Source organism: Aquitalea sp. LB_tupeE, assembly GCF_013391415.1.
Taxonomy (GTDB): Bacteria; Pseudomonadota; Gammaproteobacteria; order Burkholderiales; family Chromobacteriaceae; genus Aquitalea.
In genome coordinates, this window is the sequence record NZ_JACAXB010000034.1 from 94,195 (window position 1) to 116,089 (window position 21,895).

A 21,895-nucleotide genomic window follows, 5' to 3' on the forward strand; every position below is an offset into this window, starting at 1 on the left:
GGCAGGCATAGTGCCGCTGTGTTCAATTTCCAGCGGGTTGACATCATGTTGCCTTCTTTTCACACCCTGCTCGCCCTGCTGTGGCTGTTGCCTGCCCTGATGCACGGCAAGCTGTCGCGCCACTGGCGGCTGGCCCAGGCCAGTGCGGCGGGCGGGGCGCTGTGTGCCGCCCTGTTGATGGCCAGCGAGGGCCTGCATGCCGCTCTGCTATTCCAGCTGCTGATCCAGCTGCTGGCCTGGGTGATCTTGCGTTTTTCCGCCCGCTACCTGAACGGCGAAAGCGGCCAGGGGCGATTTTTGCGCGCCGTAGGCTGGCTGCTGTGCGGTGCCACGCTGGTGGTGGCCAGCCAGGACTGGCTGACCCTGCTGGCTGGCTGGCTGCTGACCAGCCCGGCACTGCAAAGCCTGCTGACCTTCTTCCCACAGCGGCCGCAGGCGCGCATTGCCGCCCGGCGCGAAGCAGTGGCCAGCCGTCTGGCCGAATTGTGCCTGCTGCTGGCAGCCGCGCTGATCAGCTGGGCGGTGGGTTCCATGTCTTTTGATACCGTGGCCCAGCCGCTGGCTTCCGCCAATGCCGAACTGGCACGCCAGACCGGCGCACTGTTACTGGTGGCCTGCGTGGTACTGAAAACCGCCCAGCTGCCCTTTCATGGCTGGCTGACCCAGGTGATGGAAGCGCCTACGCCGGTGTCTGCCCTGCTGCACGCCGGGGTGGTGAATCTGGGTGGCATGGTGCTGATCAAGCTGTCTGCACTGTGGAGCGTGGTGCCGCTGGCCAGCTGGCTGCTGGTGTTGTGGGGAGGCCTGACTGCCGGCCTTGCCTGCTGGGTGATGCAAACCCGCATCAGCATCAAGCTGCGGCTGGCATGGTCCACCTGCGCGCAAATGGGCTTCATGCTGCTGGAGTGCGGCTTGGGTCAGTATTCGCTGGCACTGCTGCACCTGCTTACTCACTCCATTTATAAAGCCCATGCTTTTCTCAGCTCGGGCAGCCAGGTACGCGCCACCATCCGCCAGAGCGCCGTACCCGGCCAGCACGGCCAGCTGTGGCATGTGGGCAGTGGCATGGCCGGTATCGCGTTGCTACTGGCCAGCCTGCAAGCCTGGCAGCTGGCACTGGGCCACGCGCTGCAGCCGCCGCTGCTACTGATTCTGGTGATCGGACTGGGGCTGGCCCCGCTGTGCCAACGCAGCTTGCGCGGCTATGCCCTGGCACTGCTGCTTTGTCAGGTATACCTGTTGCTGCACACCCTGTTTGCCAGCTTGCAAGCCGACCAGGCCAGCGTACCGCTCAGCTGCCAGCTGCTGGTTGCTGCCTTGTTTGTGGCGCTGTTCCTGCTGCAAGGCTGGCTGCAACACCATCCCGACCACGCACTCACCCGTCGCCTGTATGCGCTGGCCTTTGGGGGCCTGTATCTGGACGAATGGTGGGTACGCACCAGCATGCGCACCCGGCTGTACCGCCTGGGTCGCCTCGCCCAACCACGCCAGCAAGGAGCCACCGCGCATGACCCTGCCTGATTCCCCCTTGCAGCACGCCATTGCAAACGCTGCCGGCCGGATTGCCCCCAGCTGGCCGCTGGACAGCCTGCTGGCCAGCTCGCCTTACTGGGGCTTGCGCCAGCAGCACTTTGCCCGTGCCCATGACAGCTTGCAGCGACTGGCGGACAGCCGCCTGCATCTGGACGAGTCTGACTATCAACAAGCCTTCCGCGCCGGCAGCATCGGCCTGACTCACCTGCAAGCAGCGCTGCAAGAAGCCGGGCTATCCTGCTCTGCCCGCGACTGGTTGATGCAAGCGCCTGCAGCTGCTGGCAACCCGCCTGCCCGGCTATTGCAAAGCCAGTGGCGGCGCGACCCGGCAGGGCATGCCGGTTTGCAAAACTGGCAGCAAGTGATTGCCCAGCAAATCAGCCAGTGCTGTGCCGCCTGGTTCGACCACGACCAGGCCGAATGGCAGCCAGACCGTCACGGCCAGCTATACCAGAACTGGCTGGCGGAAATGCGCATGCAGCCGGTGCCCAGCCCGGACCCGGCGCTGCGCCAGGCAATGCAACAGGCCATCGCCACGCTGCCGGAAGATCACCACAGCTTGCTCAGCCAGGCGGTAGCACGCTTGCAAGCGCGGCCCGACTGGCTGGCCGACTGGTTTTATGTGCTGCTGCAACGCAATAGCGGCTGGGCGGCCTGGTGCCGTTATCAGGGCTGGCAAGCCGAGCTGTCCGGTGGCAACAGCAGCCTGCTGCAACAGCTGCTGGCCATACAGCTGGCCTGGGAATGGCTGCTGGATGATGGCAAGCGGGATATCGACAGCCACTGGCAGCACTGGCAACAGGCCTGGCACACCCAGCAGCCGGCAACAAGCCCGGCACGCGGGCTGATCTGGCAACGCGCAGCAGAACTGGCCACTCACACCAGCCTGCTTACGCAACTGGCCGATGCCCCGGCCCGACCTGCCAGCACTGAGACCGACATCCACGCCGTGTTCTGCATCGACGTGCGCTCCGAACCGATGCGCCGGGCACTGGAACAAACCGCACCCGGCATCCGCACCGCCGGGTTTGCCGGTTTCTTCGGCCTGCCGCTGGCCATCCGCTTTGCTGGTGAGGACCACAGCCAGCCGCGCCTGCCCGGCCTGTTGGCTCCTAGTTGGGAGGCAGTGATGCCCCCACTGGACAAGGGTTTGCAGGAATGGGGCCAGTTTGAACGCGCCCCCTTGTCCAGCTTCACCCTGGTGGAAAGCGCTGGGCTGGGCAAGGTGGGCAAACTGCTGCGCAAAGCCTTCCCCGGCAAGCGCCGCGCCACGCTGGCCGAGCTGGACCCCTGGCTCAACGACAAGGAGCAGGCCATGGTATCGGCCGGTCGTCAGCTGGGCAGCGACGCCATCATCACCATCCTGCAAACCCTGTTGCCCGCCATGGGGCTGGGCCAGTCCTTTCCGCGTACCGTGTTGTTGATCGGTCATGCCAGTCACAGCAGCAACAATCCGCAAGCTTCAGCCCTGCAATGTGGTGCCTGCGGCGGCCACGGTGGGCATTTGCACGTGCTGCTGCTCAGTGAGTGGTTGCAGCGCCCGGAAGTACGCGCCGGGCTGGCCGCACAAGACATGCCGATACCGGAAGACACCGTCTTCCTGCCACTGCTGCACCTCACTCACAGTGACGAACTGGAAGTATTGCCGCTAGACCAGCTATCCCCGGCGCTGCAACAGCGTGCCGCCAGCCTGCAAGGACTGCTGGAGCAGGCAGGTCAGCGCGCACGGGAACGGCGCAAGGGGCAGGATGGTATTCGCCCCGACATCGACAGCAAGGCCCTGCTGGCCCTGTTGCGGCAAAAAGGCCACCACTGGGCAGAAACCCGCCCGGAATGGGGGCTGGCCAATAACGCTTTCTTTATTGCTGCCCCACGCAGCCGTAGCAGCAAGCTGGACTTGCAAGGCCGTGCCTTCCTGCAGGAATACGACTGGCAGCAAGACCCGGAAGCCCGTCAGCTGTCCGGCATCTTTGGCGGCCCGCTGGTGGTGGCCCACTGGATCAACATGCAGTACTTCGCCGCAGTGGTGGACCCTAAACGCTACGGCAGCGGCAACAAGCTGCTGCACAACGTGGTGGGCGGGCGCATCGGCGTGTTCGAAGGTAATAGCGGTGACTTGCGCATCGGCCTGTCCTGGCAGTCGGTACACGATGGCCAGCAATGGCGGCACGCACCGCTGCGCCTTGCCGCCTGCATCGACGCCCCGGCCAGCCTGATTGCCCTGGCACTGGAAAAACAGCCGGAAGTGGCCACGCTGGTGGCCAATGGCTGGCTGCACCTGTACCGCTTTGCCGACAAGGGCATGGAATATTGGCAACACGGCAACTGGCAGCCATTCAGCCTGCCGCAAGATGCCGCCACAGACACTGGAAATACAACATGGAAATCTTGACCCCTCACCGCGACGACATCACGCGTGCTGCCAGCCTGCTGCAAGACGGCCAGCTGGTGGCCCTGCCCACCGAAACCGTGTACGGACTGGCCGCCAATGCCGACGACCCGGCTGCCGTGGCCAGGGTGTTTGCCGCCAAAGGCCGTCCGGCAGACCACCCGCTGATCGTGCACATTCCGTACATCAGCCAGCTGTCACGCTGGGCCGACCCCATCCCGCCGCAAGCGTTGCAACTGGCGGCTGCCTTCTGGCCCGGCCCGCTCACCATGGTGCTGCCCGCTGCGTCCTCCGTTTCCCGCTTGATTACCGGCGGTCAGGACACGGTAGCGGTGCGCTGGCCTGCCCATCCCTTGTTCCAGGCTGTCCTGGATGAACTGGGCCACGCGGTGGTGGCCCCGTCGGCCAACCCGTTCGGGCATATCAGTCCCACCAGCGCCGAACATGTGGCAAGGCAGCTGGAAGGGCGCATTGCAGCGGTGCTGGATGGTGGTGCCTGCCGGGTGGGGGTGGAGTCCACCATTATCGACCTGTCCGGCCCCGCCCCACGCATCTTGCGTCCGGGCAGCATCAGCGCCGCGCAGCTGGCGGACATCCTGCCGCTATCCGGCCAGCACAGTGCCAAGGCGCCACGCGTCCCCGGTGCCCTTGCCTCGCACTATGCACCGCGCCTGCCCTGCTTCCGCTTTGAAGCCGGCGAGCACCCGCAGCTGGACCCGGCCTTGTGGGAAGGCCGTTTCGCATTGATCAGCCTGGACAATGTCCTGCCCCCACCCAGCCAGCCCTGGCAGCACTACGCCCTGCCCGCAACTCCAGCCGACTACGCCAGCCAGATCTACAGCGTCTTGCATCAGGCCGAAGCCAGCGGGGCGGCGCACATCGTGATAGAAATGCCGCCGGAAGAAGCTGCCTGGCTGCATGTGCGTGACCGGCTGCTGCGCGCCAGCACACCGGCAGCATTGTGCAAGCCCGATTCACATTGATTACTGCAGACAACTTACCATTCAGCTAGCATGGAGCAAGAACAAAACAACAGCACACGAGGCAAGCCACACCATGGAACGCAACGCAGCGGGCAAACACGCACTGCATCTGGAAACCGCACCGACATGTCGTATCTGCAAGGATGGCCAGGATCTGGACTTTGCCTTCAGCTATGCGTTCCAGCCCATCATCGACATTACTACCCGCCAGATATTCGCGCACGAGGCACTGATTCGCGGCCCGGCTGGCGAAGGCGCACTCACCGTGCTGCAACAGGTGACAGATGCCACCCGCTATCGTTTTGATCAGGCCTGCCGGGTGAAAGCCATCCGCACTGCAGCCAGTCTGGGCATGCAAAGCCGTCTGTCGATCAACTTCCTGCCCAATGCCATCTACCGCCCGGAAGTGTGTATCAACACCACCTTGCAGGCGGCACGGGAATATGATTTTCCCATCGAGAACATCGTGTTTGAAACGGTGGAAGGCGAACAGATAGCAGATGGCAAATGGTTGGCCGAGGTTTTCCGTGAGTACCAGCGCATTGGTTTTCTTACCGCGATTGATGACTTTGGCGCGGGCTATGCCGGACTCAACCTGCTGGCTGATTTCCAGCCCGACATCATCAAGCTGGACATGGCCCTGATACGCGATGTCCAGCAGCGGCGACGCAGCCAGGTGATCATCCGCAGCGTGGCCGACATCTGCCGCGAACTGGACATCCGCCTGATTGCCGAAGGGGTGGAAACCGAAGACGAATACCGCTGCCTGCAAGACCTGGGCATCAGCCTGATGCAAGGCTACCTGCTGGCGCGGCCCTTGTTCGAGCAATGCATGCAGCAGGTACCGCCCCACCTGCCTGCCTGATTCAGTCCGCTGCCTGCCGGGCGCGGTATTGCGCGAACTGCGCGCGTAACAAGGTGCGCAACTGCTCTGCCGCAGGGCCAGGCTGGTAGCCGCTGCGGGTAATCAGCCCCAGCGTACGCGACACCGCCGGTTTGCCCAGCGCAATCCCCACCAGTTGATGCCGGTAAGCCGGAGTCAACGATAACTCGGGCACGACCAGCACCCCCAAGCCCGCTTCCGCCATGCCATACGCACCCTGCAGGTGGCTGGCTTCATAGTGGATGCGTGGCCGCTGTGGCAGGCTGGCCAGATGATGGTCCAGCAACAAGCGGTTGCCGCTGCGTTGCGACACCCCTATCAGACGCTCGCCCACCAGGTCTTCCCAGTTCAGGCGGCGCTGCGTGGCCAGCGGATGGTCGTGCCGCACCACCGCCAGATAGTGCTCGGTCAGCAGTGGCTCAAAGTCGATATTGGGGTCCTCCGCGCCGATTAAATTGATGCCGAAGTCGGCATGCCCGGCCAACACCTGCTCCAGCACTTCCTGGGCACCCTCATCAAATACCCGCAGGCACAGCGCAGGATAGCTGGCCGTCAGTGCGGCCAGTGCGGCGGGCAGCAGATGCTGTGCCACCGACGGAATACTGGCAATCGACACCACGCCGCTGCGCCGTTCGGCCCGCTCGCTCAGGCCGCTCATGGCCTGTTCCAATTCGTCCACCACATTCTGCGCATGCAACAGGAAGTGCGCGCCCTCCTCGGTCAGCCGCACGCTGCGGGTGGTGCGCTCCAGCAAGCGCACCTGCAAGGACTGTTCCAGTTTTTCGATGCGCCGGCTCAAGGCCGGTTGCGACAGGTACAAGGCCTCGGCTGCGGCCTTGAAACTGGACTTCTCCGCCACCGCCAGAAATGCCTGCAATTCATTGAGTTCCAGATTGATGCGCGCCATCGATTAATCCATGAAATAAAAGCAATTAAACATTTATTGCATCTTGTGCATTATTTCAGCACAACACATACACAACAAGAGGAGATCAACATGGCAAGGACATGGAAGCCAGGCTGCGGCCTGGCTGCACTGCTGCTGGCGTTTGCCTGTACCCCGGCAATGGCAGAACAACTCACGGTGGTGAGTTCCGGCGGTTTTGCTGCGGCCTTGAAGCTGCTGGCACCTCAGTTCGAACAGGAAACCGGCAATCAGCTGAAACTGGAATGGGGCCCCTCCATGGGCGATACCCCGCAGGCCATTCCGCAACGCCTGGCCCGTGGCGAAAAAATCGACGTGCTGGTGATGGTGGGCAGTGCACTGGACCAGCTGCAAGCCCAAGGCAAGGTTGTGCCAGACAGCAATACCCCGCTGGCTGCATCGCGTATTGCGCTGGCGGTGAAACACGGCAGCCCGCACCCGGATATCAGCACCTTGGGCGCCCTCAGGCAAACCCTGCTCAACAGCCACTCCATTGCCTATTCCGACAGTGCCAGTGGCGTGTTCCTGTCTACCGTACTGTTTGCCCGCCTGGGCGTGGCCGAGCAGATCAAAGACCGCAGTCGCATGATTCCGGCCGAACCGGTGGGCAAGGTGGTGGCTCGCGGCGAAGCGGAACTGGGCTTCCAGCAACTGAGCGAGCTGATTCCGATTGCCGGCATCGATATTGTCGGCCTGCTGCCGGAACAGGCGCAGCAAGTCACCACTTTTTCCGCTGGCATCAGCCGTGACAGCGGACACCCGGTAGCAGCCCGCCAACTGCTGCGCTTTCTTGCTTCGCCGCAGGTTGCGGCCAGCATTCGCCAGACCGGGATGACACCGGTCAGCACTTCCGCTCAATAACAAGGACGACGACATGACCACTGCCAGCCCACGCCAGTCCAGCCTTTCCATGGTGTTACGCGTTACCAGCGGTAACTTCCTGGAAATGTTCGACTTTTTCCTGTACGGCTTTTACGCCACCTATATTGCCAAAACCTTTTTCCCCAGCGGCAATCTGTATGCCTCGCTGATCATGGCCTTTGCCACCTTTGGTGCCGGTTTTCTGGCCCGTCCCATCGGTGCCATCGTGCTGGGCAGTTATATCGACCGCATCGGCCGCCGCAAGGGGCTGATTGTCACCCTGGCCATCATGGCCTGTGGCACGGCCCTGATCGCCTTTGTACCCGGCTATGCCAGCATAGGCCTGGCCGCGCCCTTGCTGGTGTTGCTGGGCCGCCTGTTGCAGGGCTTCTCCGCCGGGGTGGAACTGGGCGGGGTGTCGGTATACCTGGCCGAGATGGCCACACCGGGCCGCAAGGGCTTCTTTGTCAGCTGGCAGTCGGCCAGCCAGCAAGTGGCCATCATGTTTGCCGCCGTGCTGGGCTACCTGCTGCATCAGGCATTCAATAGCCACCAGATCGACCAATGGGCATGGCGCATTCCGTTTTTCATCGGCTGCATGATCATTCCCTTCATTTTTGCCATTCGTCGTTCGCTGCAGGAAACCGATGCCTTCCTGGCGCACAAGCATCACCCCAGTTTTGCCGAAATCCTGCGCTCCATAGCCCAAAACTGGCAGCTGATCACCGGTGGCATGCTGTTGGTGGTGATGACCACGGTGAGCTTTTACCTGATCACCGTCTACACCCCGACTTTTGGCAAGAGCGTGCTCAAGCTGAGCGAAAACGACAGCCTGATGGTGACCTTCTTTGTCGGCCTGTCCAACTTTATCTGGCTGCCCATCATGGGTGCGCTGTCCGACCGTATTGGCCGCTGGCCGCTGATGCTGGGTTTCAGCCTGCTGACCATGCTGACTGCCTACCCGGCGCTGGCCTGGATGGTAGCCTCTCCCAGCTTTGGCCACATGCTGGCTGTGGAGCTGTGGCTGTCCTTCCTGTATGCCAGCTATAACGGCGCCACCGTGGTGGCCCTGACCGAGCTGATGCCCAGCCATGTACGTACCGTGGGCTTCTCGCTGGCCTACAGCCTGGCCACGGCGATTTTTGGCGGGTTCACCCCGTTGGTGTCCACCGCGCTGATTGACGCCAGCGGCGACAAGGCGGCACCCGGCTACTGGATGATGCTGGCCGCTGCCTGCGGCCTGGCCGCCACCCTGATGCTGTACCGCAAGGATATCCGCAGCAGCTTTGTCGGCAAGGCTGCCACTGTCTGAGCCCCCTCTCTCCGTGTGCTTTTTCTTACCAGTCAGCACATGTTTGGCCTCCTTTCGGGGGCTTTTTTTATTTCCGGAGGAAATAGCACAGTAAACTGCGGATTGCGTGATCAACAGCCACACGGGCAGCAATAGGACGAACAATGGAATTACGACAGCTACGCTACTTTGTCAGCGTGGTGGCGCAAGGCAGCATGGGGCGCGCTGCGCTGGAGCTGGGGGTGGGTACCTCGGCGCAGAGCCAGCAGATCAGCCGATTGGAGGGTGAACTGGCCACCCGGTTGTTGCAGCGCACCTCCAGCGGCGTAGTTCCCACCGATGCCGGGCTGGCCTTTTGGCGGCAGGCGCAACTGGCGATACGCCATGCCGACGACGCCATGCGCGCTGCCCAGCTGGCGCGGCTGTCCGGCCATGTCAGCGTGGGCATGGCCCCCAGCACCACCGGGGTGCTGGGCCTGCCCTTCATGGCGGCCATGCGCGAGCGCTACCCGGATATCCGCCTGCATCTGGTGGAAAACCTGTCCGGCAATCTGGCTACCATGCTGGGCGCGCGCCAGCTGGACCTAGCGGTATTGTTTCAGGAAGAGCGCACCCGGCGCTGGAGCGTGCTGCCACTGCTGGAGGAAAAGCTGTTCCTGATCTGCCGCCGCGATCTGCCCGCCGCGCCCCGCAGGACCACATCAGCCTGGCCGAGCTGGGTGACATTCCGCTGATCATGCCCAGTGGCCCGCATGGATTGCGCGCCTTGCTCAACAACGCCGGGGACTACCTGGGCCAGCGCGTCACCTTGCATGACATCACCGAGCGCAAGGCTGCCGAGGAAGAAATCCGCCGCCTGGCCCATTTCGACCCGCTCACCATGCTGCCCAACCGTCGCCTGTTGTTTGACCGGCTGGAACACGCCATGAAAAACAGTGAACGCAACCAGCAGTACGGCGGGCTGATCATGCTGGATCTGGACCAGTTCAAGAAACTTAACGACACCCTGGGCCATGAAATGGGTGACAAGCTGCTGCTGCAAGTGGGACACCGCCTGCGCGACAGTCTGCGCGAGGTGGATACCGTGGCACGACTGGGTGGGGACGAGTTTGTGCTCATCATCGAAGGGCTGGGCAGTCACGAAACAATGGCAGCCAGCCGCGCCGAGCAGATTGCCGAGAAAATACGCGATGCCCTGGCTCGCCCCTACTGCCTGGACATGCAGCAGGAAGACGAACACCTGTACACCGCCAGCATTGGCCTGACCCTGTTTCGCGGCCAGCACACCTCGATGGAAAACCTGCTGAAACAGGCCGATGTGGCGCTATACCAGTCCAAAGATGCCGGACGCAACCGGGTACGCTTCTTCAGCCCCGCCATGCAGGCCCATATCGAGGAACGCGCCCAGCTGGAAAACGCGCTGCGCCTGGGCTTTGCCCGCAAGGAATTTCTGCTGTACTACCAGCCGCAGGTTAACCAGTACGGCCAGACCACCGGTGCAGAGGCCCTGCTGCGCTGGCAGTCACCGGAACGCGGCATGGTGTCACCGGCCCAGTTCATTCCACTGGCCGAAGAAATGGGGCTGATTCTGGAGTTGGGCGAATGGGTGCTCCATACCGCCTGTCAGCAGCTGAAAGCCTGGGAGGCACATCCGCAATTCGCCCGGCTGGAGCTGGCGGTCAATGTCAGTGCCCGCCAGTTCCACCAGCCGGACTTTGTCGAATCGGTACAGCGCTGCCTGCAATCGAGCGGTGCCAACCCGGCACGGCTGAAGCTGGAACTCACCGAAAGCATCGTGCTGGAAAACCTGGACATGGTGGTAGAGCGCATGCAGCAACTGGGGGCGCTGGGCATCCGCTTTGCGCTGGACGACTTTGGCACCGGCTACTCGTCGCTGTCCTATCTGAGCCGCCTGCCGCTGGATCAGCTGAAAATCGACCAGTCCTTTACCCGCCAACTGGTGCAGGACTCGGCCACCAGTGCCATCGTCAAGGCCATACTGGCCATGTCGCGCGCCTTAGGCCTGCAAGTGATTGCCGAAGGGGTGGAAACCCTTGTGCAGCGCGACTTCCTGGAAAGCCAGGGCTGCTATGCCTACCAAGGCTACCTGTTTGGCAAGCCGATGCCGATCAGCCACTGGGAACAGGACCAGGCCTGAATGCCCTTGCCAGCGCAGGCTAGTAGCACAGCCGGTTTTTACCCTCACGCTTGGCCTGATACATCAAGGTATCGGCCTTGCCCAGGATATCGACCGCGCTTTCGCCCGGGAATGCCAGGCAGCAGCCCAGCGACAGGGTAATGGCAATGCCGGCCTCTTGCTGCATGCGGGTACTGTGCTGCAATTGCAGGCGCAAGCGCTCGCCACAGGCCACCGCTTCTGGCAGATTCAGGCCGGGCAGGATCACCAGAAACTCCTCGCCACCGATACGGCCGAACACATCCTCCGGGCGCAAGCTGGCCTTGACCTCTTCGGCCAGCACCTGCAACACCACGTCCCCCACATTGTGGCCGAAAACATCGTTGATTTTCTTGAAGTTATCCACATCAAAGGCCAGCACGCAAAAACTGCCCTCGGCGTGGCTCACCTTGTCCACCTGCTGTTGCAGCTGCTCCAGAATGGCACGCCGGTTCAGCGTCCGGGTGAGGCTGTCGGTGGTGGCCAACACCAGCAAGGCATTGCGTGCTTCTTCCAGCCCGGCGGTTTTCAACTCCAGGCTGGAGCGCAGTCCCACCTCTTCGTCATGCATGCGCTTGAGCGAGCTGACCAGCGTGTTCATGGTCTGCTGCTGGGTAAAGAAGGCGCGGTTACGCTCTGCATATTTCCAGGCGGTGAACAACAGCAACAACTCAAAAAGCAGGGCAATGGCGGTAAAGGCATTGCGGTCTGTTGCAGACATCACCCGGTCAAAACCATATAACTGGATCAGCACCACCAGCGTCAGCACACTGCTGAACAGCGCATACAGACGGAAAATCAGGCCGTGAGACAGGATAGTGATGCTGTTGATGGTTGCCAGCGCGATGATCTTGAACAGGTAGACAAAATCGAACTCACGGTGCGGAAAGGCAAACAGCATGCTGCCCCAGGCCAGCGCCGCCAGCACCACTGACAGATAGAGGCTGGCAAACCATGCTTGCCAGCCTGCCGGGTTTGTCAGCCTGGTGCGCATGAACTGCAAATGCCACAGCCGCAAACCCTGGATGCAGAACATGGCCAGCAGCCATGCGCTACCTGGCCAGCCCGGCGCATGCGTCCAGTGCACGGCATAAATGGCAAGCGCCACCACCAGCGACAGCCTGATCGAGCTGCTGCCTTCCTCGAAATAGTAATGGCACAAGCGGATGCCGGCTGCGTCCATGCCGTGGTCTGGCTCAGCTTTAGCGCGCATTGCGCAGCACCTCGCGGTTCAGCACAAAGGGCGGTAGCAGGACATTGCGTCCGCTCCGCGATGGGTGGCGTATGGCATCATCCGCCATCTGCACGGCAACTTTTGCCATTTTTTCGGTGTCCTGCACCATGCTGGCCAGCAATTCACCAGAACGGATGGCCTCCAGGACGAGGGGGCTGCGGTCCACCCCGACAAAGGGATAGCGTCCGGCCTGCTGCAATTGCCGCAAGGCCAGCAGCACCGCGCTGGTGGTGGATTCGTTCGGGGTGAAAATGGCATCGAACTGCGGCTGCTGGGTATACAGCCAGGTACGCACCACCTGACGCCCGCGGCCAATGGACTGGTCCAGCTCCGGGCCGTACAGCACACTGACATGGTCTTTTTTTGCTGCCATGGCAAAGCCCGCCATGCGCTGCTCGGTGGACGGTACTTTGCCCTGATTGGGAAATACCAGTACCCGACGGATGTCCGGATGGCTATTTTTCAGTTGCTCCCAGGCCAAACTGCCAATGGCGGTCTGGTCTGAGGCTACTGCGCCAAACTGGCTGCTAAGGCCAGGGTTGCGGTCTATCAGCACCACCGGTACAGGCAGGAAACGCAAAATCTCATTGTAATTTTCGATGGTGGCACTGGGTGCCAGGATGATGGCCCGGCATTTGCGGGCGATGGCCACATTCAATAGCTCAATCTGGGCATCATCAATCAGGTGCTCGCTATCCACCGAACCACGGTCATAAATGAAATAGCCAAGCCTGGCCCCCTCCTGCGCAATGTTTTCCTGCAGATTGGCCCAGAACGCACGTCCGCCACTGGCGTAAATGAAGGAAAGACACTCGCGTGCCTGCAGCTGCGGACTACAACACAGCAGTGCCACGCACAGCAGGATGCGCCAGCGCAATGCCATGCCGTTCCGTAACAATGAAGAGAGGTTGAACACAGAGCTCCCGTACCGACAAATCATGATTATTCTGTTTTATGCGGCGTGCAGGCCTGCTCTGCAGCCTGTGGACTCGCGGTTTGCTTTAGTGATAGTTGATATTTATGCGTCATGCTGCTGATTTCACCAGTTGCCGCCCTGCCTGCACAGAATGTCTTGCATTTACCCGGGGATGGCCTAAACTGAGTTATGTTGCACTGCAACATAAGGCAAGCATCATGCATCTTACTTTCGACCGCCTGCAAGCCAGCGCGCGCCCTGCCATTCTGGAGCATCTATCCGGACTTAGCCCGGACGATCTCTTCACCCGCTTCGGCCTCACCCTGGGCCCGGCCAGTCTGGCCAGCTATGTGGATAGTATCAATTTCAATCGCGACATCGTGATTGCCGCCCATTACCGTGGGCTATTGATTGGCGTGGTCCACATTGCCGTACTGCAACACGATGCCTTTCCCCATGGCGAACTGGGCATCAGCGTGGACGGCTTCTTTCAGGGCAAGGGTATTGGTCGTCAGCTATTCGATCAAGCCTTGCATCATGCACTGCGCCGCAAGGTAAACCGGCTGCGCATCCAGTACCTGCGGCGCAATGGTCGCATGGCGTCATTGTGCCGTGGCTTGAGTACCCAGTTTGCCCAGGACGGCGAAGAAACCGCCTGTCTGATTACCCTGGCCGCAGACGACCCGGCCAATGCCTGCCGCCGTGAAATGGAGGATGGCATAGAAGTATTTCATGCCGATGCACCGGCAGCACGTGGCCATATTCTGTTTATACATGGTGTGGCCGGTGATGGCTGGCAATGGCGGGAAAACATGCAGCCCTGGTTTGCTGCGCACGGTCTGAGCAGCTCGGCCCTGTCACTGCGTGGACACGGCGGCAGCAAATCAAGGGAAAACCAGACCCTGCGTGACTACGAGCAGGATGTACAGCAGGTGTTGGCACGCCTGCTGGTCACGCCCAGCCTGATTGTCGGCCATTCCATGGGCGGATTCCTGACCCAGCGCGTACTGGAAGGTAATGAGCAATGGCAAAACGCCAGCCTGATCTGCTCGGTGCCGCCATGGGGCTTGCTGCCGGGCACACTGGACAATGTGGTGGAATTCATGGGCGACCCGCTGGGCAAAGCCATTGCCATTCAGGCGGCGGAAGGCAAACCGGCTTATGTCAATCCGGACAATATCAGCGCCCGGGTACAGGTGATAGGCGGCAGCCGCGACCGGCTGATTCCATCCGAGGTGGTGGCAGCCACCGCCCGCTCCTACGACACCAGTCCGGTGATGATAGAAGACGCTGGCCACGCCGTGATTTCCAGCAGGAAATGGCAGGACGTGGCCGAACAGGTGTTACAGCACTTGCTGTCAGAACAATGAATCAGCCCAGCCGCGCCGCCAGTGCCGCAATATGTTCTGGCGTAATGCCGCAGCAACCGCCAACAATGCCCGCGCCCTTGCCTACCCAGCGCTCGGCCCAGCCCAGATAATTTTGCGGGGTGAGGTCGGCACGGATTTCATCCAGCGTGGCATTGGCCTTGGCATCTTTCGGGGTGGGCGGGAAAGCATTGGCGTACACGCCCAGTTGTAGGCTTTGGCCTTGCGCTTGCAGCACGGCATTGGCGGCATCCAGCGCGGCCTCCATGACTTCCGGCTGGCTGCAGTTGAACAACACCGCAGCAGCGCCCAGACGGATGGCCTCGGCCACCGCCTCGCTGACCGTTTCACCAGAGCGCAAACGGGCCACGTTATCGACATCTTCGTCCTGCAAGGTGAAGGACAGCCACAAGGGCTTGTCCTGTTCGCCCAGTGCCAGGCGCACCGCGCGCACTTCAGCCAGCGAGCTTTGTGTTTCGGCCAGCCATACGTCCACATACGGAGCAAGGCCCTCGATCAGCACGCGGTGAATGGCCAGCGAGTCGGCTTCCTTGAACAGGTCCGGGCGATAAGAACCCAGCGCAGGCGGCAAAGAGCCGGCCACAGTTACCTTGTGTGCTGCCTTGTCCGCACTGCGGCGGGCCAGTTCGCCTGCCAATGCCGCCAGACGCTTGCCATGTTGATCAAAACGTTGTTGACCAATATGAAAAGGCACGACAGCATAACTGTTGGTGGTAATCACCCGCGCACCGGCGTTAACGAAGGCATCATGGGCCTGCTCGACAAAGTGCGGGCCTTCCAGCAAAGCCAGCGCGGACCATTCCGGTTGCTGGAACGGTGCACCGATACGTTTGAGTTCGCGGCCCATGCCGCCATCAAGAACAAGAGTTTGGCTCATTTGCTTATCCATGCAATCACGACATCAAAGGTGCCAGGCACCAATGACGAATGGGAAATGTTATATACTTATATTTAATCAAGCTGGTAATTATTATAATAGTTTGATATATAGATTAACACCCAAACAGCATCAAGACCATAAAAATGTTGAAACGACAATCCAAGATCACCAAGACCGCCGCCCTCATCGCCCTGTTGGCTGCCAGCCAGAGCCATGCCGGTGCCACACTGGACCACGTACAGAAAAGCGGCGTACTGCGCGGCGTGCTGCTGGAAAGCTACCCGCCTTTCTCCTTCCTCAATAGCAAAAACCAGCTGGATGGCTTTGATGTGGATGTCGCCAAGGCCGTGGCGAAAAAGCTGGGCGTCAAGCTGAAGCTGGACACACCCTCCTGGGAAGTGATTGCTGCCGGCAAATGGGGTAGCCGCTGGGATATCTGCATCTGCTCGATGACGCCCAACAAGGAACGCGCCCAGGTACTGGACTTCCCGGTGTTTTACTACAACTCCCCGGCCGTGCTGATTGCCAATGTGGCCGACAAGAAAACCAGCAGCATCAAGAGCCTGGAAGGCAAGAAGATTGCCGTTCAGCAAGGCTCGTCCTACGAAAGCTATCTGCAAAAGAAGCTGACCATTGAAGCTCCCAACGCCGTACAACCCGCCTACCCCTTCAACAAGGTAGTGATTGCCCCGTACGACAATGAAGAACTGGCCTTCCAGGACCTGGCACTGGGTGCGGGCAAACGAGTGGATGCTGTCATTTCCAACTTGGTGACAGCCAACGAACGTATCAGCAAAACCGGCAAGTTCCGCATTGTCGGCAGCCCCTTGTACCAGGAACCCAACTGGGTCGCCGTGGACAAGGGTGATGCGCAGTGGAATGCCCGCGTCAAGCAAGTCATTACCGAGCTGAAGAAAGACGGCACGCTCAGCGCCATTTCCAAGAAGTGGATTGGCAGCGATATCACCAACTAAGAATACGCCCCGTGGCTGCAGTCATGCGCCCGGGGCTTTCTGCTTTTGTCTGTCCGAAACATGAAACAGGAAAACCGATTCAGGCTGCAGGTCGGCCTGGTCATGCTGTGCCTGCTCTCTGGCTTTGTCTGGTTTGTCGATGCCTTTGAACTGGACTACCGCTTTGCCCTGAGCAAGCTGCCTTTGCTGGCCGGGCTGGAACTGAGCCCGGAGGGCTTCATCCAGGGCATACCGCTGACCTTGCTGTTATGTCTGCTCTCTACCATCCTCGCGGTGGTGATTGGCATGCTGTCGGCCCTGGGGCGCCTGTCGCGTAACCCCTTGCTGTACGGGCTGGCCACTTTTTACAACTCGTTTTTCAAGGGCACGCCGCTCTTGGTGCAGATTCTGCTGATTTATCTGGGCCTGCCGCAGCTGGGTGTGGTACCCACGGCCATTCCGTCCGGCGTGGCTGCGCTGGCACTGTGCTATGGAGCTTATCTGAGCGAAGTGTTCCGCTCTGCCATCCTGTCCATCCACCGTGGCCAGTGGGATGCAGGCAAGGCCTTGGGGCTGAAGCCGCATGCCATCATGCGTTTCATCATTTTGCCGCAGGCGATGAAAGTAGCGGTACCGCCCACCTTCAGCATGTTCATTTCCATGCTGAAGGATTCTTCGCTGGTGTCAGTGATGGGCTTGTGGGAGCTGATGTTCCTGGCGCAAAGCTATGGCCGTTCGGCTTACCGCTATATGGAAATGTTGCTGACAGCAGCCATCCTGTACTGGCTGCTATCCATCGTGCTGGAGTTGTTCCAGCACCGGCTGGAAAGCAGGCTGTCGGTTTCCGGCCGCCGCTGATGGTTTTCTTCGCATAACAGCCCGCCATCACGGCGGGCTGGTTTCTTTACGGCGTCTTGCAGTATCAGCCTGCATCCGCAGCGCCGATACCTGTAAAAATGATGGCGCGCATATAGTCGACAATCTGGTCGTCGCTATAACGGCCGTAGTATTTCATGTAATCCACCGCCGGGTCGCAGGTGCGCGAGTAATAGGCATACAGGATGACATCGGTGGGCAGATCGGTCCTGATGTCACCGGCCGTTTTGGCAGCCTCCACCAGCGCCTGCATCTGCTTGTGCAGCTTGTACACGCGCGTCACGTAGCGAATACTGCGGGTCAGCATTTCCTTGACCTGCGGGCTGGCCGAAGGCAGAAACGGTAGTCCGCCCTGCAAACGCACCCGCAATGCCCATTCCAGCAGGCTACCCAGCCTGTCCTTGCTGCTCAGGCTGGCATCCAGTGCCGCCAGATACTCCAGCGCGCCGTCCAGCAGACGGATCATTACCTCGGTGGCCAGGTCTTCCTTCGACTTGAAATGCTTGTACAGGCTGGGCTTGGAAATACCCGCCTCTCCGGCCACATCATCCATGGTCATCAGGTCGAAACCCTTGCTGGCCAACAAGCGGGTGGTGGCATCCAGCACTGTCTGTTCGCGCAGCTTGAATGCCTGATCCTTGAAGCTGAGCTTGGCTAAAATACTCATGAGTACGACCTTTTACTAATCAGTAGCTTTTTTTCCAAAGCGGTTATATGCTGAATATAAGCACGATGCCTCGCAGGTGCCAAGCAGTTTCGTTACCCGCAGGCATTGATTCAGAAATTCCGGCATGGGAGTACAGGTGAAAGCAAATCCAGACACACGTCAGCGCGTAGCGGTCATTGGTGGCGGCATTGCCGGCCTGGCCAGCGCATGGCTGCTGGCGGACCAACACGAAGTCACCCTGTTTGAAGCCGCCGACTACGCAGGCGGTCATACCAACACGGTGGACCTGCAACTGGAGGGGCAGTCTTTTGCCGTGGACACCGGGTTTCTGGTTTTCAATGAACGCACTTATCCCAATCTGATTGCCTTGTTTCAGCAATTGGGTGTGCCCTCCTGCAGCACCGACATGTCCTTCAGCGTGTCGCTGGACCGGGGTCGGGACGAATGGGCGGGCAGCTCGCTGGGCACGGTATTTGCCCAACGCAGCAAGCTGTTGTCCCTGCCCTTCTACCATATGCTGTATGACATTCTGCGCTTCAACCGTGCCGCACCCGGCCTGTTGCAACAAGTTCTGGCCGCGCCACTGACCCTGGGCGAACTGCTGGAAGTGGAAGGCTATGGCAACCGTTTTCGTGACCACTACCTGCTGCCGATGGCTGCGGCAATCTGGTCCAGCCCCAGCAAGGAGATTCTGGATTTCCCGGCAGCCTCCTTCCTGCGCTTCTGCCTGAATCACGGCCTGCTGCAAATCAGCCAGCGGCCACGCTGGTTTACCGTGCCGGGCGGCGCGCGCCAGTATGTGGAAAAGCTGTGCCAGCGCATTCAGCATGTCCGCTTGTGCAGTCCGGTCAGTCGTGTAGAGCGCGACGAACAAGGTGTGCTGGTTTGTAGCCCGCACGGCGAAGAACGCTTTGACAGCGTGATTTTTGCCACCCATGCGCCACAAACCCTGGCCATGCTGGCCGATGCCAGCCGGGAAGAGCGCGACATCCTGTCTGCCGTGCGCTACCAGCCCAATACGGCGGTGCTGCATGGCGATGCCAGCTTGCTGCCCAAGCGCCAAAAAACCTGGTCGGCCTGGAATTTCCTGGCTGAAACCGGCCAGCCCAGCCAGCGTGCGGTGTGTGTCAGCTATTTGCTTAATGCCTTGCAGCCGCTGCCGGTCAGCCAGCCGGTCATCGTCACGCTCAATCCACTGCGTGACCCGGATCGCAATCTGGAATACGCCCGCTTTGTCTATGAGCACCCGCTATTTGACGACGCAGCCATTGCCGCCCAAACCCGCCTGCCCATGCTGCAAGGCAAACGCCACAGCTGGTTTGCCGGAGCGTGGACCGGTTACGGCTTTCACGAAGACGGGCTGAAATCCGCACTGCGCGTGGCACAGGACTTCGTCAAACTGCCAGACTGGGCCCAGCCATGAATCCCGCCAGCTGCAATGCCTATCTAGTCAACGGCAGCGTGATGCACCAGCGGCTGCGGCCTGCCCGTCATCGCTTCATTTATCCGGTATTTGCCATCCGGCTGAAGCTATCAGCACTGGAAACCATTGGCCACCGCTGGTTCGGGGTAAACCGCTGGCGACCTTTGATGATACGCACCGGGGATTACGGCCCGCGTGACGGCAGCCCGCTATTGCCGTGGATACGCCAGCAACTGACTGATGCCGGCTTGCCTGCCGACGGCGAAGTCTGGTTGCAAACCTTCCCGCGGCTGTTCGGTTATGCCTTCAATCCGGTCAGTTTCTGGTATTGCCATGACAGCCACGGCCAGTTAGTTGCCGTCCTGGCCGACGTCAACAACACTTTTGGCGAACACCATGCCTATCTGCTGGCCAACCCGGACGGCAGCCCCATCATCAACGGCAGCACCCTGACCTGCCGCAAACAGCTGCATGTATCGCCGTTTTGCCAGGTGGCAGGACACTACCGCTTCCGCTTGGCCGAAAAAACCGAGCGCATGCTGATGCGCATTGATTACCACGACGATGCCGGCCTGCTGCTCAATACCAGCGTCTCCGGTGTGTTGCAGCCGCTCACCTGCGGCAATGCCCGTCGCGCGCTGCTGCGCCAGCCCATGCTGACCCTGGGCATCATCACCCGCATTCACTGGCAGGCCTTGCAGCTGTGGCTGAAGAAAGTACCGTTTTTCAGCAAGCCCGCCGCCCCGGAACACCCATTGAGTCACGGACAGGAGTTGCGCCCATGAGCTTCACTCGTACCCTTGCCCTGCCCTGCAACAACCTGCCCTGGCTGGCACGGTTACTCTTGCAGCGGCTGAACCAGCTGCAATACGGCAGCCTGCTGCTGCACACGCCGGAAGGACAAAGCCTGTGGTTTGGCCATCCCGGCGAATTCCCCGAAGCAGAACTGCACATTCATAGCTGGGCCGCCTGCCGCAAATTGCTGTTTGCCGGGGATATCGGTTTTGCCGAAGCCTATCGCGACGGCCTCTTGTTCACACCGGACATCACTGCACTGCTGCGACTGGCCTTGCGTAATGAACAAGTACTGGGCAATACGCTGGCCGGTAGCTGGCCGGCCCGTGGCTGGTATTGGCTGAAGCACTGCCTGCGCCGCAACAGCCGCGAAGGCAGTCAGCGCAACATCCACGCCCACTACGACCTGGGCAATGCCTTTTACGAACTATGGCTGGACCCTAGTTGGACCTACTCCAGCGCCTGGTTTGACGGCCACTACGACCTGCCGCTGGCCACCGCGCAATCAGCCAAATACCAGCGCATCTGCGATGTACTGGGCCTGCAACCAGGCATGCGGATACTGGAAATCGGCTGCGGCTGGGGCGGTTTTGCCGAACACGCCAGCAGCCAGGGAATTGCCGTACATGGCATCACCATTTCCAATGCCCAGCTGGACTTTGCCCGTCAACGCCTGTCTGGCAATGAACTGGTGCAACTGGAATGGCAGGACTATCGCGACCTGCAAGGCCAGTACGATGCCATTGTCTCCATCGAAATGTTCGAAGCGGTGGGCGAAGCCTACTGGCCGGGCTTCTTTGCCAAGCTGCGGCAATTGCTGAAACCGGGCGGCAAGGCGCTGGTGCAGAGCATCACCATTGCCGAAAGCCGTTTCGAGCGCTATCGCCGCAGCAGTGATTTCATCCAGGAGTTCATTTTCCCCGGTGGCATGCTGCCCAGCAGGCAAGTGTTTCAGGATACGGCCGAGCAAGCCGGGCTGATGACGCGCAACCGGCTGGACTTTGGCCCGGACTACGCCGAAACCCTGCGCCGCTGGCGTCTGGCGTTTGAACACACACTGGATAGTGTGCGCCAGCAAGGCTTTGACGAAGCCTTCATCCGCCTGTGGCGCTTGTACCTGTGCTATTGCGAGGCCGGTTTTGACGAAGCCAGCATCGGCGTGTCGCAGTTCCTGCTGCAGGAAGCCCGGCCATGAAAACCCTGCGCCGCCTGCTCCCCCTGTTCGCCTTGTTGCTGACCAGCGCTTGCAGCACACCGCAAGTGGAGCAATACGCCAACAACCGGCCACAGCTGGATTTGTACCGCTTTTTTGCCGGGCATACCCGTGCCTGGGGCATGTTCCGCGACCGCAACGGTGCACTGGTCAAGCAATTCACCGTGGACATCACCGGCCAGCGCCAGGGTGATGCCCTGCTGCTGGACGAACGCTTTGTCTACAGCGACGGCAGCCGCCAGCAACGCCAGTGGCGACTGGTGCTGCTGGGTAATGGCAAATGGCAGGGCACTGCAGCGGATGTGGTGGGCGTGGCCGATGGCGAAGTAGCGGGCAATGCCCTGCACTGGCGCTACACCCTGCGCCTGCCGGTAGATGGCCGCAGCTGGGACGTGCAATTTGACGACTGGATGTTCCTGCAGGACGAACACACCCTGCTCAATAGCGCGCGCATGAGCAAGTTCGGCATTGCGCTGGGTGAAGTCAGCCTGTTTTTCCGCAAGGAGTAA

The 21,895-nt window shown here is 60.7% G+C and carries 20 protein-coding genes; 15 read left to right on the top strand and 5 right to left on the bottom strand.

The genetic code is table 11. The annotated features are described in order from the left end of the window. Positions 1 to 45: 45 nt before the first annotated feature. The 4 genes from HWX34_RS18100 to HWX34_RS18115 all read left to right on the top strand — a co-directional run bounded on the left by HWX34_RS18100 (position 46) and on the right by HWX34_RS18115 (position 5,770). Entirely contained in the window at positions 46 to 1,521 is a 1,476-nt protein-coding gene (locus tag HWX34_RS18100; protein WP_218645246.1) for an NADH-quinone oxidoreductase subunit L, read from the top strand. Then, positions 1,508 to 3,925: a YbcC family protein gene (locus HWX34_RS18105; protein WP_178973575.1), complete on the top strand. Its 2,418-nt coding sequence runs from the start codon at positions 1,508 to 1,510 to the stop codon at positions 3,923 to 3,925. Before HWX34_RS18100 ends, HWX34_RS18105 begins: the two co-directional genes overlap by 14 nt. Further along, complete coding sequence (locus tag HWX34_RS18110) at positions 3,913 to 4,905, top strand: L-threonylcarbamoyladenylate synthase (RefSeq protein ID WP_178973576.1); 993 nt, start codon at positions 3,913 to 3,915, stop codon at positions 4,903 to 4,905. Before HWX34_RS18105 ends, HWX34_RS18110 begins: the two co-directional genes overlap by 13 nt. 73 nt (positions 4,906 to 4,978) lie before the next feature. Next, complete coding sequence (locus HWX34_RS18115) at positions 4,979 to 5,770, top strand: EAL domain-containing protein (RefSeq protein WP_178973577.1); 792 nt, start codon at positions 4,979 to 4,981, stop codon at positions 5,768 to 5,770. Between the two features lies 1 nt (position 5,771). On the opposite strand, the gene HWX34_RS18120 is transcribed toward HWX34_RS18115, so the two are convergent. Then, a complete protein-coding gene (locus HWX34_RS18120; protein ID WP_178973578.1) occupies positions 5,772 to 6,695 on the bottom strand; it encodes a LysR family transcriptional regulator in 924 nt (307 codons plus the stop codon). A 90-nt stretch (positions 6,696 to 6,785) separates the two neighbouring features. On the opposite strand from HWX34_RS18120, the gene HWX34_RS18125 reads away from it, so the two are divergent. From HWX34_RS18125 to HWX34_RS21125, 4 genes are all read left to right on the top strand, one after another. Beyond that, positions 6,786 to 7,574, top strand: a complete 789-nt coding sequence (locus tag HWX34_RS18125; RefSeq protein ID WP_178973579.1) for a substrate-binding domain-containing protein — start codon at positions 6,786 to 6,788, stop codon at positions 7,572 to 7,574. A 13-nt stretch (positions 7,575 to 7,587) separates the two neighbouring features. Further along, on the top strand, positions 7,588 to 8,886 hold the full coding sequence (locus tag HWX34_RS18130) for an MFS transporter (RefSeq protein WP_178973580.1): 1,299 nt from the start codon (positions 7,588 to 7,590) through the stop codon (positions 8,884 to 8,886). Positions 8,887 to 9,029: 143 nt separating this feature from the next. Then, entirely contained in the window at positions 9,030 to 9,599 is a 570-nt protein-coding gene (locus HWX34_RS18135) for a LysR family transcriptional regulator (protein WP_304506144.1), read from the top strand. Between the two features lie 32 nt (positions 9,600 to 9,631). Next, positions 9,632 to 11,023 carry a bifunctional diguanylate cyclase/phosphodiesterase gene (locus tag HWX34_RS21125; RefSeq protein WP_218645257.1) on the top strand — a complete coding sequence of 464 codons (1,392 nt, stop codon included), beginning with the start codon at positions 9,632 to 9,634 and terminating at the stop codon, positions 11,021 to 11,023. 19 nt (positions 11,024 to 11,042) lie between these two features. Here HWX34_RS21125 and HWX34_RS18140 read toward each other — a convergent pair whose 3' ends face one another. Beyond that, positions 11,043 to 12,254 carry a diguanylate cyclase gene (locus HWX34_RS18140; protein ID WP_178973581.1) on the bottom strand — a complete coding sequence of 404 codons (1,212 nt, stop codon included), beginning with the start codon at positions 12,252 to 12,254 and terminating at the stop codon, positions 11,043 to 11,045. Continuing rightward, the gene (locus HWX34_RS18145) at positions 12,244 to 13,158 is read right to left on the bottom strand and encodes a substrate-binding domain-containing protein (RefSeq protein ID WP_178973582.1); all 915 of its coding nucleotides are present in this window, start codon (positions 13,156 to 13,158) and stop codon (positions 12,244 to 12,246) included. Before HWX34_RS18145 ends, HWX34_RS18140 begins: the two co-directional genes overlap by 11 nt. Before the next feature lie 251 nt (positions 13,159 to 13,409). Here HWX34_RS18145 and HWX34_RS18150 point away from each other — a divergent pair, with 251 nt between their 5' ends. Further along, entirely contained in the window at positions 13,410 to 14,561 is a 1,152-nt protein-coding gene (locus tag HWX34_RS18150; protein ID WP_178973583.1) for an alpha/beta fold hydrolase, read from the top strand. A gap of 1 nt (position 14,562) precedes the next feature. Here HWX34_RS18150 and HWX34_RS18155 read toward each other — a convergent pair whose 3' ends face one another. Next, on the bottom strand, positions 14,563 to 15,456 hold the full coding sequence (locus HWX34_RS18155; protein ID WP_178973584.1) for a homocysteine S-methyltransferase family protein: 894 nt from the start codon (positions 15,454 to 15,456) through the stop codon (positions 14,563 to 14,565). A gap of 146 nt (positions 15,457 to 15,602) precedes the next feature. On the opposite strand from HWX34_RS18155, the gene HWX34_RS18160 reads away from it, so the two are divergent. Both HWX34_RS18160 and HWX34_RS18165 read left to right on the top strand, forming a co-directional pair. Next, complete coding sequence (locus HWX34_RS18160; RefSeq protein ID WP_178973585.1) at positions 15,603 to 16,433, top strand: transporter substrate-binding domain-containing protein; 831 nt, start codon at positions 15,603 to 15,605, stop codon at positions 16,431 to 16,433. Between the two features lie 60 nt (positions 16,434 to 16,493). Beyond that, on the top strand, positions 16,494 to 17,270 hold the full coding sequence (locus HWX34_RS18165; RefSeq protein ID WP_178973586.1) for an amino acid ABC transporter permease: 777 nt from the start codon (positions 16,494 to 16,496) through the stop codon (positions 17,268 to 17,270). A gap of 64 nt (positions 17,271 to 17,334) precedes the next feature. On the opposite strand, the gene HWX34_RS18170 is transcribed toward HWX34_RS18165, so the two are convergent. Beyond that, positions 17,335 to 17,955 carry a TetR/AcrR family transcriptional regulator gene (locus HWX34_RS18170; protein ID WP_178973587.1) on the bottom strand — a complete coding sequence of 207 codons (621 nt, stop codon included), beginning with the start codon at positions 17,953 to 17,955 and terminating at the stop codon, positions 17,335 to 17,337. A 136-nt stretch (positions 17,956 to 18,091) separates the two neighbouring features. On the opposite strand from HWX34_RS18170, the gene HWX34_RS18175 reads away from it, so the two are divergent. From HWX34_RS18175 to HWX34_RS18190, 4 genes are read left to right on the top strand one after another with little or no spacing between them, the layout of a single operon-like run. Then, on the top strand, positions 18,092 to 19,378 hold the full coding sequence (locus HWX34_RS18175) for an NAD(P)/FAD-dependent oxidoreductase (RefSeq protein ID WP_370459780.1): 1,287 nt from the start codon (positions 18,092 to 18,094) through the stop codon (positions 19,376 to 19,378). Continuing rightward, positions 19,375 to 20,163: a DUF1365 domain-containing protein gene (locus HWX34_RS18180; RefSeq protein WP_255497434.1), complete on the top strand. Its 789-nt coding sequence runs from the start codon at positions 19,375 to 19,377 to the stop codon at positions 20,161 to 20,163. The genes HWX34_RS18175 and HWX34_RS18180 overlap by 4 nt, the downstream gene beginning before the upstream one ends. Further along, positions 20,160 to 21,368: a cyclopropane-fatty-acyl-phospholipid synthase family protein gene (locus tag HWX34_RS18185; RefSeq protein WP_178973589.1), complete on the top strand. Its 1,209-nt coding sequence runs from the start codon at positions 20,160 to 20,162 to the stop codon at positions 21,366 to 21,368. The genes HWX34_RS18180 and HWX34_RS18185 overlap by 4 nt, the downstream gene beginning before the upstream one ends. Next, positions 21,365 to 21,895: a DUF3833 domain-containing protein gene (locus HWX34_RS18190; protein ID WP_178973590.1), complete on the top strand. Its 531-nt coding sequence runs from the start codon at positions 21,365 to 21,367 to the stop codon at positions 21,893 to 21,895. The genes HWX34_RS18185 and HWX34_RS18190 overlap by 4 nt, the downstream gene beginning before the upstream one ends.

Excerpts from the sequence above, each read along its gene's own strand:
- HWX34_RS18100 (WP_218645246.1), top strand. The coding sequence starts at position 46 with ATGTTGCCTTCTTTTCACACCCTGCTCGCCCTGCTGTGGCTGTTGCCT.
- HWX34_RS18105 (WP_178973575.1), top strand. The coding sequence starts at position 1,508 with ATGACCCTGCCTGATTCCCCCTTGCAGCACGCCATTGCAAACGCTGCC.
- HWX34_RS18110 (WP_178973576.1), top strand. The coding sequence starts at position 3,913 with ATGGAAATCTTGACCCCTCACCGCGACGACATCACGCGTGCTGCCAGC.
- HWX34_RS18115 (WP_178973577.1), top strand. The coding sequence starts at position 4,979 with ATGGAACGCAACGCAGCGGGCAAACACGCACTGCATCTGGAAACCGCA.
- HWX34_RS18120 (WP_178973578.1), bottom strand. The coding sequence starts at position 6,695 with ATGGCGCGCATCAATCTGGAACTCAATGAATTGCAGGCATTTCTGGCG.
- HWX34_RS18125 (WP_178973579.1), top strand. The coding sequence starts at position 6,786 with ATGGCAAGGACATGGAAGCCAGGCTGCGGCCTGGCTGCACTGCTGCTG.
- HWX34_RS18130 (WP_178973580.1), top strand. The coding sequence starts at position 7,588 with ATGACCACTGCCAGCCCACGCCAGTCCAGCCTTTCCATGGTGTTACGC.
- HWX34_RS18135 (WP_304506144.1), top strand. The coding sequence starts at position 9,030 with ATGGAATTACGACAGCTACGCTACTTTGTCAGCGTGGTGGCGCAAGGC.
- HWX34_RS18140 (WP_178973581.1), bottom strand. The coding sequence starts at position 12,254 with ATGCGCGCTAAAGCTGAGCCAGACCACGGCATGGACGCAGCCGGCATC.
- HWX34_RS18145 (WP_178973582.1), bottom strand. The coding sequence starts at position 13,158 with ATGGCATTGCGCTGGCGCATCCTGCTGTGCGTGGCACTGCTGTGTTGT.
- HWX34_RS18150 (WP_178973583.1), top strand. The coding sequence starts at position 13,410 with ATGCATCTTACTTTCGACCGCCTGCAAGCCAGCGCGCGCCCTGCCATT.
- HWX34_RS18155 (WP_178973584.1), bottom strand. The coding sequence starts at position 15,456 with ATGAGCCAAACTCTTGTTCTTGATGGCGGCATGGGCCGCGAACTCAAA.
- HWX34_RS18160 (WP_178973585.1), top strand. The coding sequence starts at position 15,603 with ATGTTGAAACGACAATCCAAGATCACCAAGACCGCCGCCCTCATCGCC.
- HWX34_RS18165 (WP_178973586.1), top strand. The coding sequence starts at position 16,494 with ATGAAACAGGAAAACCGATTCAGGCTGCAGGTCGGCCTGGTCATGCTG.
- HWX34_RS18170 (WP_178973587.1), bottom strand. The coding sequence starts at position 17,955 with ATGAGTATTTTAGCCAAGCTCAGCTTCAAGGATCAGGCATTCAAGCTG.
- HWX34_RS18180 (WP_255497434.1), top strand. The coding sequence starts at position 19,375 with ATGAATCCCGCCAGCTGCAATGCCTATCTAGTCAACGGCAGCGTGATG.
- HWX34_RS18185 (WP_178973589.1), top strand. The coding sequence starts at position 20,160 with ATGAGCTTCACTCGTACCCTTGCCCTGCCCTGCAACAACCTGCCCTGG.
- HWX34_RS18190 (WP_178973590.1), top strand. The coding sequence starts at position 21,365 with ATGAAAACCCTGCGCCGCCTGCTCCCCCTGTTCGCCTTGTTGCTGACC.